The sequence below is a fragment of the Streptosporangium sp. NPDC002721 genome, from assembly GCF_042888905.1.
Taxonomy (GTDB): Bacteria; Actinomycetota; Actinomycetes; order Streptosporangiales; family Streptosporangiaceae; genus Streptosporangium.
Map to the genome: position 1 here is coordinate 39,526 of NZ_JBIAQI010000020.1, position 12,820 is coordinate 52,345.

Sequence of the window (12,820 nt, forward strand, 5' to 3'; positions counted from 1 at the left end):
CAGCGGCCGTCAAGGATATGCGACAAAGGTCACTTTCCTTCGCCGAGTGGAACGCGAAAAGACTACGCGTGACCCCGAGGATCTAGCATGGAAAAAAGAATGTGCCACGAGCAACGGCGCCCTGTCGCGTCGAGGAGGACTGAGCTGTGACCAAGCAGGTTCAGCAACTCGACCGCGTGATCATCCGGTTCGCCGGCGACTCCGGTGACGGCATGCAGCTCACCGGTGACCGCTTCACCGCCGGAACCGCGGAGTTCGGCAACGACCTGTCGACGCTTCCCAACTTCCCGGCCGAGATCCGCGCCCCCGCGGGCACCCTGCCGGGTGTGTCGAGCTTCCAGCTGCACTTCGCCGACCACGACATCCTCACGCCGGGCGACGCCCCCAACGTCCTGGTCGCGATGAACCCCGCCGCGCTGAAGGCCAACCTCTCCGACCTGCCGCGCGGCGCCGACCTCATCGTCAACACCGACGAGTTCACCAAGCGCAACCTGCAGAAGGTCGGCTACGACGGCAGCCCCCTCGACGACGACTCGCTCTCCGAGTGGCGGGTCCACCCGGTGCCGCTGACCTCGCTGACGGTCAAGGCCCTCGAAGGCTTCGCGCTGTCCAAGAAGGACGCCGAGCGCTCGAAGAACATGTTCGCCCTCGGGCTGCTGAGCTGGCTCTACCACCGGCCCACCGAGGCGACGATCCAGTTCCTCGAGAACAAGTTCGCCAAGAAGCCCGACATCGCCAAGGCCAACATCGCCGCCTTCCAGGCGGGCTGGAACTACGGCGAGACCACCGAGTCCTTCTCGGTCTCGTACGAGATCAAGCCGGCCAAGCTCGCCCCCGGGGTGTACCGCAACATCTCCGGCAACCAGGCGCTCGCCTACGGCCTGATCGCCGCCTCGGTGCAGTCGAGGCTGCCGCTGTTCCTGGGGTCGTACCCCATCACCCCGGCCAGCGACATCCTGCACGAGCTGTCCAGGCACAAGCGGTTCGGCATCCGCACCTTCCAGGCCGAGGACGAGATCGCGGGCGTCGGCGCGGCGCTGGGCGCCGCTTTCGGCGGGGCGCTGGGCGTCACGACGACCTCCGGGCCCGGTGTGGCGCTGAAGGCCGAGACCGTCGGCCTCGCGGTCACCACCGAGCTGCCGCTCATCATCGTCGACGTGCAGCGCGCCGGTCCCAGCACCGGCATGCCCACCAAGACCGAGCAGACCGACCTGCTGATGGCCATGTTCGGCCGCAACGGCGAGTCGCCGCTGCCGATCGTGGCGCCCTCGACCCCCTCCGACTGCTTCGACGCGGCGGTGGAGGCGGCCAGGATCGCGGTGAAGTACCGCACCCCGGTCATGCTGCTCTCCGACGGCTACCTCGCCAACGGCTCCGAGCCGTGGCGGCTGCCCGACGCCGCCGACCTGCCCGACATCTCCACCGAGTTCGCCTCCGGGCCGAACGGCGAGGACGGCACGACCTTCCTGCCGTTCAAGCGCGACCCCGAGACCCTCGCCCGCCCCTGGGCGATCCCCGGCACCTCGGGCCTGGAGCACCGGATCGGCGGCATCGAGAAGGCCGAGAACACCGGCAACATCTCCTACGACCCGAACAACCACGACCGGATGGTCCGGGTCCGGCAGGCCAAGATCGACGGGATCGCGAACGACATCCCGCCGCTGGCCGTGGACGACCCCGACGGCGACGCCCGCGTGCTGGTGCTCGGCTGGGGGTCCACCTACGGGCCGATCGCGGCGGCCGTGCGGCGTGTCAGGAGGTCCGGGGGCAAGATCGCCCAGGCCCACCTGCGGCACGTCAACCCGCTGCCCCTCAACACCGGCGAGGTCCTGCGCGCGTACGACAAGGTCCTCCTGCCGGAGATCAACCTCGGCCAGCTCGCGCTGCTGCTCCGCGCCCGCTTCCTGGTCGACATCATCAGCTACAACCGAGTGCGCGGGCTTCCGTTCAAGGCCGAGGAACTTGCCGGCGTGATCCAGGACGTGATCGACAGTGAGTAGTGGTACTGAGTCGCCCGCGGTGTCCGTCCCCGGAAGGGGCGGGGCGCTTTCGCTGGTCCCGAAGTCCGAGGTCAAGCTCGGGATGAAGGACTTCAAGTCCGACCAGGAGGTCCGCTGGTGCCCCGGATGCGGTGACTACGCCATCCTGGCCGCGGTCCAGTCGTTCGTGCCGGAGCTCGGGCTCAAGCGCGAGAACATGGTGTTCGTCTCGGGCATCGGCTGCTCCTCCCGGTTCCCGTACTACATGGACACCTACGGGTTCCACTCGATCCACGGCCGCGCCCCGGCGATCGCGACCGGCCTCGCCGCCTCGCGTCCCGACCTGTCGGTCTGGGTGATCACCGGTGACGGCGACGCGCTGTCCATCGGCGGCAACCACCTGATCCACGCGCTGCGCCGCAACGTCAACCTGAACATCCTGCTGTTCAACAACAGGATCTACGGCCTGACCAAGGGTCAGTACTCCCCGACCTCCGAAGTCGGCAAGATCACGAAGTCGACCCCGATGGGCTCGCTGGACAAGCCGTTCAACCCGATCTCGCTCGCCATCGGGGCCGAGGCCTCCTTCGTGGCCAGGACCATCGACTCCGACCGCAAGCACCTGCAGTCGGTGCTGCGCGAGGCCGCCGAGCACCGGGGCACCTCCCTCGTCGAGATCTACCAGAACTGCAACATCTTCAACGACAACGCCTTCGAGCCGCTGAAGGACCCGGAGCAGCGCGACGACATCACGCTGCGCCTGGAGCACGGGCAGCCCATCGCCTCGGCGTCCAAGGCGGTTCGCAGGGCGGCCGACGGCGGCATCGAGGTCGTCCCGAGGGCGTCGGTGAGCGAGGAGGAGATCCTCGTGCACGACGCCCACCGCGCCGACCCGTCGCTCGCCTTCGCGCTCTCCCGGCTGGACGAGCCCGCCTTCGAGCACGTCCCGATCGGCGTCTTCCGCAACGTCGACCGCCCCTCCTACGACGAGCTCATGGCCGAGCAGCTCCAGGAGGCCACCGGCGAGCGCGGCCCCGGCGACCTGAACGACCTGCTGCTCGGCGGGGACACCTGGCGCATCGGCTGATCCCCGCACGACACCGAACGGCATCGCACAGCACCGAACGACACCGAACGGCAGGGCCCGCTTCCCGGAAGCGGGCCCTGCCGTTTCGTGTTTCCCGATGACGGCCACTTTCCGGCGAATCACTTTTTCTGGGGATTATCTCCGTCGTCGCCACGGCGTCCCGTACGGCGAGGTATTAATTCCTTGGGCCGCACGGCTCCGCCCGGTCCGCCGGGCGCCACGCGGTGCCGTTCCCGCCGGCGGGAGATCCCGTCCCTCGCGTGAGGACGCCCGGCGAAACTCGCCACGTACGGGACACGTACGGGAAAGGAAAGCGCCCATGCCGAGCCCCGCGGAGGAAGATTACTGGCACGCGAGGCCCGTGCTGGTGACGGGGGCCGGCGGCTTCATCGGGACCCACCTGGTACGGCGCCTGAGCGCGCTCGGCGCGCGGGTGCACGCGGTCGGCCGCCGCTGCAGGGAGAGCTCGAACGGCGAGACGTGGCACGTCGCGGACGTCTCCGACGCGGGCGCGGTCGAGTGGCTCGTCGGCTCGACCCGTCCGGCCGCGGTGTTCCACCTGGCCAGCGAGGTCGCCGGGGCGAGGGATCCGCGGCTCGTGCTGCCGATGCTGCACAGCAACCTCACCGGCGTGGTCAACCTGCTGACGGCGGTCGCCGACGTCCCCGGGACCAGGGTGGTGCTGGCCGGTTCGCTGGAGGAGCTCCGGCCGGACGAGGGCGACAGGGCGCCGTCCTCGCCGTACGCGGTGTCCAAGTGGGCCGCCGACGGCTACGCCCGGATGTTCCACCACCTGTGGGACGTCCAGGTCAGCAACCTGCGGATCGGCATGGTCTACGGGCCGGGCCGCCAGGACACCCACAAGCTCGTCCCCTACGTGGCGCTGTCGCTGCTGCGCGGGCGGACCCCCGAGCTCGGCAGCGGGACACGCCACCTCGACTGGGTGTACGTCGACGACGTGGTCGACGCCTTCCTCGCCGCGGCCGAGACCCCGGACGCGTCGGGCCGCGCCTTCGACATCGGCACCGGGACGGGCACCTCCATCCGCGACACCGCCGACCTGCTCTCCCAGATCGTCGGCGGCCGGGCCCGCCCCCGCTACGGCGTCCTCGCCGACAGGGCCCTGGACAGCGCCAGGATCGCCGACACGACCGCCGCCACCAAGGTCCTCGGCTGGCGGCCCACCGTGGAGCTCGAGGAGGGCCTGCGCCGGACGGTCGGGTGGTTCGCCCGCGAGAACGGCGTCGAGTGGGTCGCCCGCGAGAACGGCTGAGCGGCCGGCCGGACCGGATCGTCCCCCTGAAGACGGCTCGCACGCGTAGGTGCTCCCGACGAAACCGGGACCGGCGGCGTTGATCGTCCCAACGCACTGCCGCTCCGGCCGAGGTCACGACTCCGGCAGAAACAAAGGACCCTGTACGGCAGATTGAAAGGAAAGCTGTCGGCAGATTCAAAGTAGTCATTGGCGAAACGCAACGGACTACGTTCCCAGGCGGGCGGCTGACCTGGTCACAGAGGCCCTGACCGATACGCGGATCGTTGTGGTCAACGGGGCTCGCCAGGGGGCAAGAGCACTCTGGCCGAGCTCGTCCTACGCCAGGGGCCGAACGGAGTGGCACGCTTCCTCAACGATCCGGTCGCCCGGGCGGCCGCCATCGAGGATCCAGTCCGGTTCGTACGCCATGACGGCCTGATGCTCATCAACGAGGTTCAGCGGGTGCCTGCCCTCTGACTGGCCTCGAAGCCGACTCCGGCCAGATCATCGGCATAAAGGTCAAGCCACGGAGACGGTACGGACAGATGCTGTTCGCGGTTTGAGACTCATGTAACGACGGTTCGGCTCACGGTTCCACGCGGGACTCGTCCTCTACTGCGGTACGGAGTCCCTGAGCTCCGGTGACGGCCTGGCATATCTGCTTATTTCCGCGCTGTGGACCATGGACGCTCCTGAGACGGCTCACCGCCATGAACAGCCATAAGAGACAAGACGGTAGAAGCAGAGCAGGCGACTTGCCCTTCTGGTCAAGAAAGGGCCTCCTTGCTGCAGACTTAATGCCAGGGTTAAGCTATGGATGGAGCTGGATGGCAGGTCGTGCTGGATGGCAGGTCGTGCTGGTTGCCGAGGTCGCCGACTGGTACGACCGGTTATGCCAGGACGACTGGAACAGCGCCGATCAGGTTGAAAACGCTATAGACATGCTGGCGCAGACCGGGCCGACACTTGGTCGACCGCTGGTGGACCGCATCAAGGGAGCCGACAATCACCATCTGAAAGAGTTGCGGCCTGGTTCGTCAAAAGGAAGTGAGATTCGCATCCTGTTCGCATTCGACCCGGTTCGCCGGGCAGTGCTGCTGGTCGCGGGCGACAAGGCCGGCAACTGGGACCATTGGTATGACGCGAACATACCGATGGCGGAGAAGCGATACGCCGAACACATAGCGGAGCTGGCCAGCAGGGGGTACGAATGAGCACGGTCAATTGGGACGAGGTGAAGCAGCGGGCGCGAGAGCGGCGCCAGGCTGCGGGACTACCCGTGCAATCGGATGCCGAGAAGTCCGCCGCGATGGAGCAGCTAGCCGCAGAGGTCAGGGCGCACAAGCTCGCGGAGATCAGGCGTGAGCAGGATCTGACCCAGCGCGACGTGGCCACCACCATGGGAGTCTCTGGCCCGAGGGTCTCGGCCATCGAACACGGCGAGGTCGACCGTGTCGAGGTGGCGACCCTGCGCTCCTATGTCGAGGCTCTCGGCGGGCGGTTGCGCGTCGTGGCCGACTTTGGAGACGTCGAATACACCGTGGCATAGCTCGTACGACGGCAGAAGCCTTCAGCCAGGCTGCCGAAGGCTTCTCTCTTTTCCAGGAGCAGGGCCAGAAGTCGAATTCGCTCTTCCTGGCGCTGTCGACGAAGGCATCCAGATGAATCACCGTCTTACCGCGCGTGCTGTCGGCCTACCATCTCGGTGATCCAGACGGGCGCGAACGGAGACGTGCAGCCCGGGGAAGTCGGGTAGTCCTTGAGCACTTCCAGGCGCTCACCGATGTCGATCGCACGGGTGCGATGCTCGGCGTGCTCGATCCCGATCTGGGCCAGGCAGTGGTTCATCGCCCACTGCAGACGATCCGGGGCGTCTTTCATCTCCGTCTCGATGACGTCGAGCAGCACTGCGAGGTCGAGCCCCTCGGGCTTCTTCGCCACGCGTTCGGTGGTCAGCGCCCAACCGGCACTCGCGACCGCCGGATCCGGATCGGCCGACCAGGTCAGGCGCAGCTCCTCGGAGTGCGGGTTCTTCTTCACCACGTAGTTCACGAGCCAGTCGTGCACCTTGGGTGCGCGCGCCTCGCGCAGCATGGCGTCCAGTTCCTTCCGCTCGAACGCCTTCGGGCGGCAGATCAGGATCGCCAGCAGTCTCGCCGCGGTGTCATCCGTCTCCCAGAGCCGGCACGCGAGTTCCTGCCGCGTCTTCAGCCGCTTCGCGAGCGCGCGCAGCTTGCCGAGGTTCACACCGTGATCGTCACCGTGTCTCTCGTTCGCCTCGCGTATCTTCGGGTCCGCGAGCTCGGCCAGCTCGGCCATCACCTCGGCCATCGTCGTCTCGGCCACGTCAGCCTTCCATTCATCGCGTGTGAGACTCAGCCTATGACGGAAGCCGGCCTCCTGCCGTACACCCCGGTTCGGCAGCGGCCACCGGCGCCGAGCCCGTACTCAGCCGGCGCGCGTCCCTGAAGCGAGGAAGATCGGGATGGCGACGAACAGCCGGTTGTCGCGTGCCCTGGCGGCCTGGTCGTCGAACCAGGCGCCTTCTCCCAGGGTGGCGAGCACCGGCAGGCACGCGGCATCTGTCCACACGATCGTGTGGACCTCGACGGTGACGTCGACGAACCCGTTGTCCAGCAGGAGGTTTCGGTACCGGCGGGCGACCCGCGGGTTCGGCATGCCGTCCGCGCGAGCGTGGACGAGCGTACGGGTGAGTTCGGGATCGTCGGAGTCGATCACGAATGTGTCCCAGTCCTGCCCGACGAGCACCGCGCGGCCGTTTCCGGCCAGGACCCGGCGGGCCTCGACGACGGCCCGTTCGGGCTCGGCGAGGACGTGCAGGACCTTGTCGGCGCGGTAGCCGGTGACCGAGCCGTCGTCGAGAGGCAGCGCGGTGGCGTCGGCGACGTGGAACTCGCCCGCGGGCCAGCGCTCGACGGCTGTCTCGATCATGGTGGGGTCCAGGTCGACGCCGATGGCCCTCACCCCGCGGGCGGCCAGCTCCCCGACGGCGCGCCCGCTCCCGCAGCCGACGTCGACGACGGTGTCGCCCAGCGCTCGGTACGTGTGTTCCCGCAGGGCACGCGCCTGAGGTAGGTCATCAAAAGCGTCAAGCATGGTAAGCAACATCGACATGGCCGTCATTGTGCGACTTAATGTCGACATGAAGTCAATCGGCGAGGTGGCGGCTCAGTTCGGGTTGCCGACACACGTGCTGCGTCACTGGGAGGCGGAGGGACTGGTGACACCGGTCCGCGCGGGCGACCGCCGCCGTTACACCGACGCGGACCTGTACCGGGTGGCGGCGATCCTGATCTCGAAGGAGGCGGGTTTCGGGCTCGCGGACATCCGCACGATGCTGGCCGCCCGGTCCGCACCGGACCGCCACGAGGTGATGGCCCGCCACCGCGAGAGGTTGCTGACACGGATCGCCCAGGCACAGGCCGCGCTCGACATGCTGGAGGGCGGTCTGGAATGCCCGCACGACGACATCATGACGTGTTCGCATTTTCAGGGGTTGCTGGCCGACCGGCTGTAACCGTCTTCCGTGACGGGTTCGGATCGCCGTGACGCGGGCCGGGCAGTCGAGCTCGCCGCGGGGAGTCTCGAAGGCGCCCGGACGGACTGAACGCGGTCGGCCGGCCCGCCCCGGACCGCGTCGAGCCGGACGCCGGCTGAGGGACCCGGGAGCGGGAACTCAGGTACGCCGATCGGTGACACGCGTGGGCGCGTGCTCACGGCGAGGGCCGGGGATGACGGTGAGTGCTCGGCCGGCTCGCGTGGCTCGACGAGCACTCACCGTACGCGCAGATCGTCGTGGACCGCGCCGGGCTCGGTGGAGACCGGAGCCTCCATCGAGCCCGGCGCGGTTCGGTCCGAGGTCGTCTCGGGTTTCGTGTGGAGGATCTCGCGGGCATGGTCCGCGGCACGGGCGATGCTCTCGGAGACGAAGTCGACGAAGCGGGCGATGTTCTCCAGGCGGGCGGCGGCCGGGGTGCCGGGGCCGAGGATGCCGACGCCCTGCCGGGCGACCTCGCCGAGGTGGGCGGTGGCGCGGGCGCTGGCCATCGTCGACTGGTACAGGACGTCGTCGTCGACGATGTAGCGCTCGCGGCGGCGATCGTCGCGTTCCCGGCGGATGAGGCCCTGGCTTTCGAGGAACGTGATCGCTTTGGAGATGGACGCCAGGCTGACCTGGAGGCGCCCGGCGAGCTCGGAGGCGGGAAGGCCGCCGCTGTCGGTGGTGTAAAGGCTGGCCAGCACCCGGGCCGTCATCTTGGGCAGGCCCGATTGCATGAAGACGGTGGCGAACACCTCCTCGTACTCGCGCACGGCCTCGGCATCGCGTCCGTGCGCCTGCTGGGGCGCGCCAGGGCCCCGGGGCGCGGCGCGCCTGCGGCGGTGGGTGCGGTGTTCGGTGGCGCGGTGGGCCAGGTCGGCGCGGTAGGCCGTGGGGCCGCCGTTGCGCATCACCTCACGCGTGATCGTCGAGGTCGGCCGGTCGAGGCCCCTGGCGATCTCCGCGTAGGCGAGACCGTCGGCCAGTCCCAGCGCGATCTGCTGGCGGTCCTGCTGGGTGAGTCTGCCTCCCGGCATCGCGGTCGTCCCCCTCGTGGTCTGCGGTGTCCCCACCATAGCGTTCATTCCCAAACCATTGCAACGCCCAGAAGGTGATCATTGCGTTGAATTTAAAGCCATTGCAACATCTTATCGGCTCTCACCTGCACTTACGGGGTACAGAAGCAATAAGTGGATTGCCGCATCTGGAAATGCAACGTAGTGTTTCCAACATCGGAAACAACGAGCCGAAGGAAGACACGATGCAGAAGTTCGACACCCCCGCCCCGGTGACCGCCGTCCTCGACGTCCCCGCCGGCAGCATCCGGTTCATCGCCGCCGACCGGGCCGACACCGTGGTCGAGGTCCTGCCCGCGAACGCCTCGAAGAGCCGCGACGTGAAGGCGGCCGAGCGGACCGAGGTCGCGTACGGCGACGGCGTCCTGCGGATCAAGGCCCCGGAGGCGAAGAACCAGATCCTCGGCGCCTCCGGATCCGTCGAGGTCACGGTCCGGCTGCCCGCGGGCTCCCGCGTCGAGGCGAAGGCGGCCAGCGCCGAACTCCGGGGCGTCGGACGGCTCGGCGACGTCGTCTTCGAGGGCGCGCAGGGCTCGGTCAAGCTCGACGAGGCCGCGAGCGCCCGCCTCACCCTCCTCGCGGGCGACCTCTCGGTCGACCGCCTGGGCGGTCCCGCGGAGATCAGCACCCAGAAGGGCGACCTCCGCGTCACCGAGGCCGTGCGCGGCACGGTCACGCTGCGCACCGAGTCCGGCGAGATCCACGTCGGTGCCGCCCGCGGAGTCTCCGCCACCCTGGACGCCGGCACCGCCTACGGCCGGATCCACAACGCGCTCAGGAACACCGACGGCGCCGACGCCGCCCTGACCATCCACGCGACCACCGCCTACGGCGACGTCACCGCCCGCAGCCTGTAAGAGGCCCGCGGCTTGTAACAGACCCGCAGCTTGTAACAGGCCCGCAGTTTGTAAGAGGCCCGCAGTTTGTAAGAGGGGCGCCCCAGGCGCGGCGGCCCTGTCCGTTCAGTCGAATTTCGCACCGGTTCCGAAGGAGCACACCACCATGTCCATCACCCTTACCGACCAGGACCGCCCGGAGCTGCGTAAGGTCATCGAGGAGATCGTCGACTCCGGTTTCACCGGGATGACGCTGCGCGTGAACGACGAGCGGGGCGAGTGGACCGGCAGCGCCGGGGCGGCCGAGCTGGGCGGGACCGCCGGGCCGCCGATCGACGGGCACGTCCGGATCGGCAGCAACACCAAGACCTTCACCGCGACCGTGGTGCTGCAACTGGTGGCCGAGGGCAAGATCGGGCTGGACACCCCGGCGGCGGACTACCTGCCCGAGTTCGGGCTGGACGAGCGGATCACCGTGCGGATGCTGCTGCGGCACACCAGCGGGGTGTTCAACTTCACCGGCGAGTACTACGACGACGGGACGTACGCGCCGGGGATCCCCGCCACGACCGCGGGCCAGGAGTGGGTGGACAACCGGTTCAGGACCTATCGGCCTCAGGAGCTGGTGGAACTGGCGCTGTCCAAGCCCGCGCGGTTCGAGCCGGGCGCGGGCTGGAGCTACTCCAACACCAACTACGTGCTGGCCAGGCTGCTGATCGAGAAGGTCACCGGCCGTTCGGTCGCCGAGGAGATGCGGCGGCTGATCCTGGGACCGCTCGGGCTGACGGGCACCACGGTGCCGACCACCGAGTCGGAGGTGCCCGAGCCGCACGCCCACGCCTACTACCGGTACGAGGACGGCGGGGAGCAGAAGACGGTCGACGTCACCCGCCAGAACCCCTCCTGGATCTCCAGCGGCGGCGACATGATCTCGACCACCCGGGACCTGCGCACGTTCTTCTCCGCGCTGCTGGGCGGCAGGCTCCTGCCGGCCCCGCTGCTCGCCGAGATGTGCACCCCGCACCCGACGGGCGCCCCGGGCATGGACTACGGCCTGGGGGTGTTCGTCCTGACCACGGAGAACGGCGGCACCGTCATCTCCCACAACGGAGGCATGGCGGGTCACGCGGCGCTGATGTACGGCACGCCCGGCGGCGGCACGACCCTGATCGCCGCGCTGAACTACGTGGACGACGTCGAGATATCGCTGGGCGAGGCGTTCCAGAGGGCGACGCGGAGGCTCGTCGAAGAGGTGTTCGGCGGCGGACAGGCCTAGCCGGTCGGCACGGGAATCCGGCGACGCGCGCCTTCGTCGCCAGGACCGGCCCGGCTCTCAGGCCGAGCCGGTCAGCACACCTCGGACTTTCACCATCAGCCGGCCGACGACGAAAACCCCTGGTCAGACGACCAGGGGTTTCAGGTGTTCTCGCAGTGTGGCTCAGAAGTCGAACTCGCCCTTCTTGGCGCCGTCAATGAAGGCGTCCCACACGCTCGCACTCACCACGAAGGGCGCCCGCTCGGGGGCCTCGGTGTCGCGCAGGCCGACCCGGCCGCCCGACAGCGGGGCGACCTCCAGGCAGTCCCCACCATTGGGCCCGCTCTTGGTGGCCTTACGCCAGTCAGCGGTCCTCAGCTCCTCGCTCAGATCCACGGCTTCTCCGCCTTTCTACTGTTGGCGGTACGGACGAGAAGGCCTCTGGCGGTGACCAGAAGGCTTCCCATGTTCCGAGGTGAGGTCAGAAGTCGAACTCGCCCTTCTTGGCGCCGTCAATGAAGGCGTCCCAGACGCTCGCACTCACCACAAAGGGCGCCCGCTCGGGGGCCTCGGTGTCACGCAGGCCCACCCGACCGCCTGACAGCGGGGCGACCTCCAAGCAATCACCCTGGTTCGACGCGCTCCTAGTGGCCTTACGCCAGGCCGCGTGCCTCAACTCATCGCTCAGGTCCATAGCCTCTCTGCCTCTCTGATTAATTCGATCGAGACATACTGAGGGCTTGCCTCAGCTCGGATGCTGTCGTATCGGGTGCAGACAGCCTCGACATCCTCTGGCCGATTTGCCACATGTCCGCGCGTTACGGACTCGACATACACCATATCCGGGTTTCCCGGAAGCTGAGCGATCACAAATCCTCCCGAAGTCCCTGTGGTCGACCCTCGCACCAAAGGAAGGACCTGGATACCGATTCTAGGTCGCTCGACCATTTCCAGAAGATGCTGGAGTTGGTGTTGCATGACCTCTTCTCCGCCGATCGGGCGGTGCAGAACCCCTTCGTCGAGGATAACCCAGAGCATAGGCGGCTTAGATCGAAGTAAGATCTTCTGTCGCTCCATGCGAGCCGCAACAGCCTTTTCCACCTGTTCGTCAGTTATGCCTGGCTCTCCACGGATAACCGCCCGCGCGTACTCCTCGGTCTGGAGAAGGCCAGGCACGACGATCGGTTGCCAGGTGTGCAGGGCGTGCGCTTCCAACTCGATGTCGAGCCAGTCACGGAACCAACGAGGGCTCGCCGCATGGGTGATGTGCGTCCAGCACTGGACGAGTTCCCCGTTCGCGCCCAGAGCGTCGTCGCAGCGTCGTGCCAGGTTGTGGCTGGGGTTGCGCTCGCCTCTCTCGGTGAAGCTCAGCAGGCTCCTGCTGAACTGAGTCACCTCGGCTAGATCATCCTGGGTCATTTTCGCCTTTTTTCGGTACTTGCGGAGCTCCGCGCCGAAAATAACCCATTTTTCATTTTTCGGGTTGAGTTCGGGACTCTTGGACATCCTGGCTCCGTCCAGCGGGAATTCCACACACGGCACAAGCAGAGCAGCTTTTCCACAAACTGTCACACTGATGTGCCTCGACTTTCGATACCCAAAGTAGCCATTCGAGGGCACCCTGTGAAGAGGTTCGATCGGGCGAAAACGCCACCGGGCGTCCTCTCCCGCGCACGGTAAGCAAACTTTCGAAGCCATCGGAAAAAATCGCCGCGTATGCCCAGATAAAGGGAGTGGAAATGTCCGTTGTTTCGATGGAAAACACAGTCTTGG

14 protein-coding genes are annotated in these 12,820 nt (G+C 67.6%); 8 read left to right on the top strand and 6 right to left on the bottom strand.

Annotation, left to right across the window (positions count from 1 at the left end):
- Positions 1-146 precede the first annotated feature (146 nt).
- The 5 genes from ACFYWM_RS27595 to ACFYWM_RS27615 all read left to right on the top strand — a co-directional run bounded on the left by ACFYWM_RS27595 (position 147) and on the right by ACFYWM_RS27615 (position 5,870).
- Positions 147-2,000: a 2-oxoacid:acceptor oxidoreductase subunit alpha gene (locus ACFYWM_RS27595; RefSeq protein ID WP_389919019.1), complete on the top strand. Its 1,854-nt coding sequence runs from the start codon at positions 147-149 to the stop codon at positions 1,998-2,000.
- Positions 1,993-3,066 carry a 2-oxoacid:ferredoxin oxidoreductase subunit beta gene (locus ACFYWM_RS27600; RefSeq protein ID WP_389919022.1) on the top strand — a complete coding sequence of 358 codons (1,074 nt, stop codon included), beginning with the start codon at positions 1,993-1,995 and terminating at the stop codon, positions 3,064-3,066. Before ACFYWM_RS27595 ends, ACFYWM_RS27600 begins: the two co-directional genes overlap by 8 nt.
- 319 nt (positions 3,067-3,385) lie before the next feature.
- Entirely contained in the window at positions 3,386-4,339 is a 954-nt protein-coding gene (locus ACFYWM_RS27605; protein WP_389919025.1) for an NAD-dependent epimerase/dehydratase family protein, read from the top strand.
- 809 nt (positions 4,340-5,148) lie between these two features.
- Entirely contained in the window at positions 5,149-5,535 is a 387-nt protein-coding gene (locus ACFYWM_RS27610; protein WP_389919028.1) for a type II toxin-antitoxin system RelE/ParE family toxin, read from the top strand.
- Positions 5,536-5,630: 95 nt separating this feature from the next.
- Positions 5,631-5,870 carry an XRE family transcriptional regulator gene (locus tag ACFYWM_RS27615; RefSeq protein WP_389919031.1) on the top strand — a complete coding sequence of 80 codons (240 nt, stop codon included), beginning with the start codon at positions 5,631-5,633 and terminating at the stop codon, positions 5,868-5,870.
- 125 nt (positions 5,871-5,995) lie between these two features.
- Here the strand turns inward: ACFYWM_RS27615 and ACFYWM_RS27620 are convergent, their stop codons facing one another.
- Together ACFYWM_RS27620 and ACFYWM_RS27625 are read right to left on the bottom strand one after the other, a co-directional pair.
- On the bottom strand, positions 5,996-6,640 hold the full coding sequence (locus tag ACFYWM_RS27620) for a DNA alkylation repair protein (RefSeq protein ID WP_389919405.1): 645 nt from the start codon (positions 6,638-6,640) through the stop codon (positions 5,996-5,998).
- Positions 6,641-6,769: 129 nt separating this feature from the next.
- Entirely contained in the window at positions 6,770-7,456 is a 687-nt protein-coding gene (locus ACFYWM_RS27625; RefSeq protein ID WP_389919034.1) for a methyltransferase domain-containing protein, read from the bottom strand.
- 28 nt (positions 7,457-7,484) lie between these two features.
- Here ACFYWM_RS27625 and ACFYWM_RS27630 point away from each other — a divergent pair, with 28 nt between their 5' ends.
- Entirely contained in the window at positions 7,485-7,859 is a 375-nt protein-coding gene (locus ACFYWM_RS27630; protein ID WP_389919036.1) for a MerR family transcriptional regulator, read from the top strand.
- A gap of 257 nt (positions 7,860-8,116) precedes the next feature.
- Here the strand turns inward: ACFYWM_RS27630 and ACFYWM_RS27635 are convergent, their stop codons facing one another.
- Entirely contained in the window at positions 8,117-8,917 is an 801-nt protein-coding gene (locus ACFYWM_RS27635; RefSeq protein ID WP_389919407.1) for a helix-turn-helix domain-containing protein, read from the bottom strand.
- A gap of 224 nt (positions 8,918-9,141) precedes the next feature.
- Between ACFYWM_RS27635 and ACFYWM_RS27640 the strand changes: the two genes are divergently transcribed.
- Together ACFYWM_RS27640 and ACFYWM_RS27645 are read left to right on the top strand one after the other, a co-directional pair.
- On the top strand, positions 9,142-9,813 hold the full coding sequence (locus ACFYWM_RS27640) for a DUF4097 family beta strand repeat-containing protein (RefSeq protein WP_389919039.1): 672 nt from the start codon (positions 9,142-9,144) through the stop codon (positions 9,811-9,813).
- 145 nt (positions 9,814-9,958) lie between these two features.
- On the top strand, positions 9,959-11,068 hold the full coding sequence (locus ACFYWM_RS27645) for a serine hydrolase domain-containing protein (protein ID WP_389919042.1): 1,110 nt from the start codon (positions 9,959-9,961) through the stop codon (positions 11,066-11,068).
- 162 nt (positions 11,069-11,230) lie between these two features.
- Here the strand turns inward: ACFYWM_RS27645 and ACFYWM_RS27650 are convergent, their stop codons facing one another.
- The 3 genes from ACFYWM_RS27650 to ACFYWM_RS27660 form a co-directional block, all read right to left on the bottom strand.
- Entirely contained in the window at positions 11,231-11,443 is a 213-nt protein-coding gene (locus ACFYWM_RS27650; protein ID WP_389919045.1) for a DUF397 domain-containing protein, read from the bottom strand.
- An 85-nt stretch (positions 11,444-11,528) separates the two neighbouring features.
- On the bottom strand, positions 11,529-11,741 hold the full coding sequence (locus ACFYWM_RS27655; protein ID WP_389919048.1) for a DUF397 domain-containing protein: 213 nt from the start codon (positions 11,739-11,741) through the stop codon (positions 11,529-11,531).
- A complete protein-coding gene (locus tag ACFYWM_RS27660; protein WP_389919050.1) occupies positions 11,732-12,553 on the bottom strand; it encodes a Scr1 family TA system antitoxin-like transcriptional regulator in 822 nt (273 codons plus the stop codon). Before ACFYWM_RS27660 ends, ACFYWM_RS27655 begins: the two co-directional genes overlap by 10 nt.
- Positions 12,554-12,820: the final 267 nt, after the last annotated feature.

Coding starts and splice junctions, on each gene's coding strand:
- ACFYWM_RS27635 (WP_389919407.1), bottom strand. CDS start 8,917: ATGCCGGGAGGCAGACTCACCCAGCAGGACCGCCAGCAGATCGCGCTG.
- ACFYWM_RS27615 (WP_389919031.1), top strand. CDS start 5,631: ATGGAGCAGCTAGCCGCAGAGGTCAGGGCGCACAAGCTCGCGGAGATC.
- ACFYWM_RS27625 (WP_389919034.1), bottom strand. CDS start 7,456: ATGTCGATGTTGCTTACCATGCTTGACGCTTTTGATGACCTACCTCAG.
- ACFYWM_RS27630 (WP_389919036.1), top strand. CDS start 7,485: ATGAAGTCAATCGGCGAGGTGGCGGCTCAGTTCGGGTTGCCGACACAC.
- ACFYWM_RS27645 (WP_389919042.1), top strand. CDS start 9,959: ATGTCCATCACCCTTACCGACCAGGACCGCCCGGAGCTGCGTAAGGTC.
- ACFYWM_RS27620 (WP_389919405.1), bottom strand. CDS start 6,640: ATGGCCGAGCTGGCCGAGCTCGCGGACCCGAAGATACGCGAGGCGAAC.
- ACFYWM_RS27605 (WP_389919025.1), top strand. CDS start 3,386: ATGCCGAGCCCCGCGGAGGAAGATTACTGGCACGCGAGGCCCGTGCTG.
- ACFYWM_RS27655 (WP_389919048.1), bottom strand. CDS start 11,741: ATGGACCTGAGCGATGAGTTGAGGCACGCGGCCTGGCGTAAGGCCACT.
- ACFYWM_RS27640 (WP_389919039.1), top strand. CDS start 9,142: ATGCAGAAGTTCGACACCCCCGCCCCGGTGACCGCCGTCCTCGACGTC.
- ACFYWM_RS27660 (WP_389919050.1), bottom strand. CDS start 12,553: ATGTCCAAGAGTCCCGAACTCAACCCGAAAAATGAAAAATGGGTTATT.
- ACFYWM_RS27610 (WP_389919028.1), top strand. CDS start 5,149: ATGGCAGGTCGTGCTGGATGGCAGGTCGTGCTGGTTGCCGAGGTCGCC.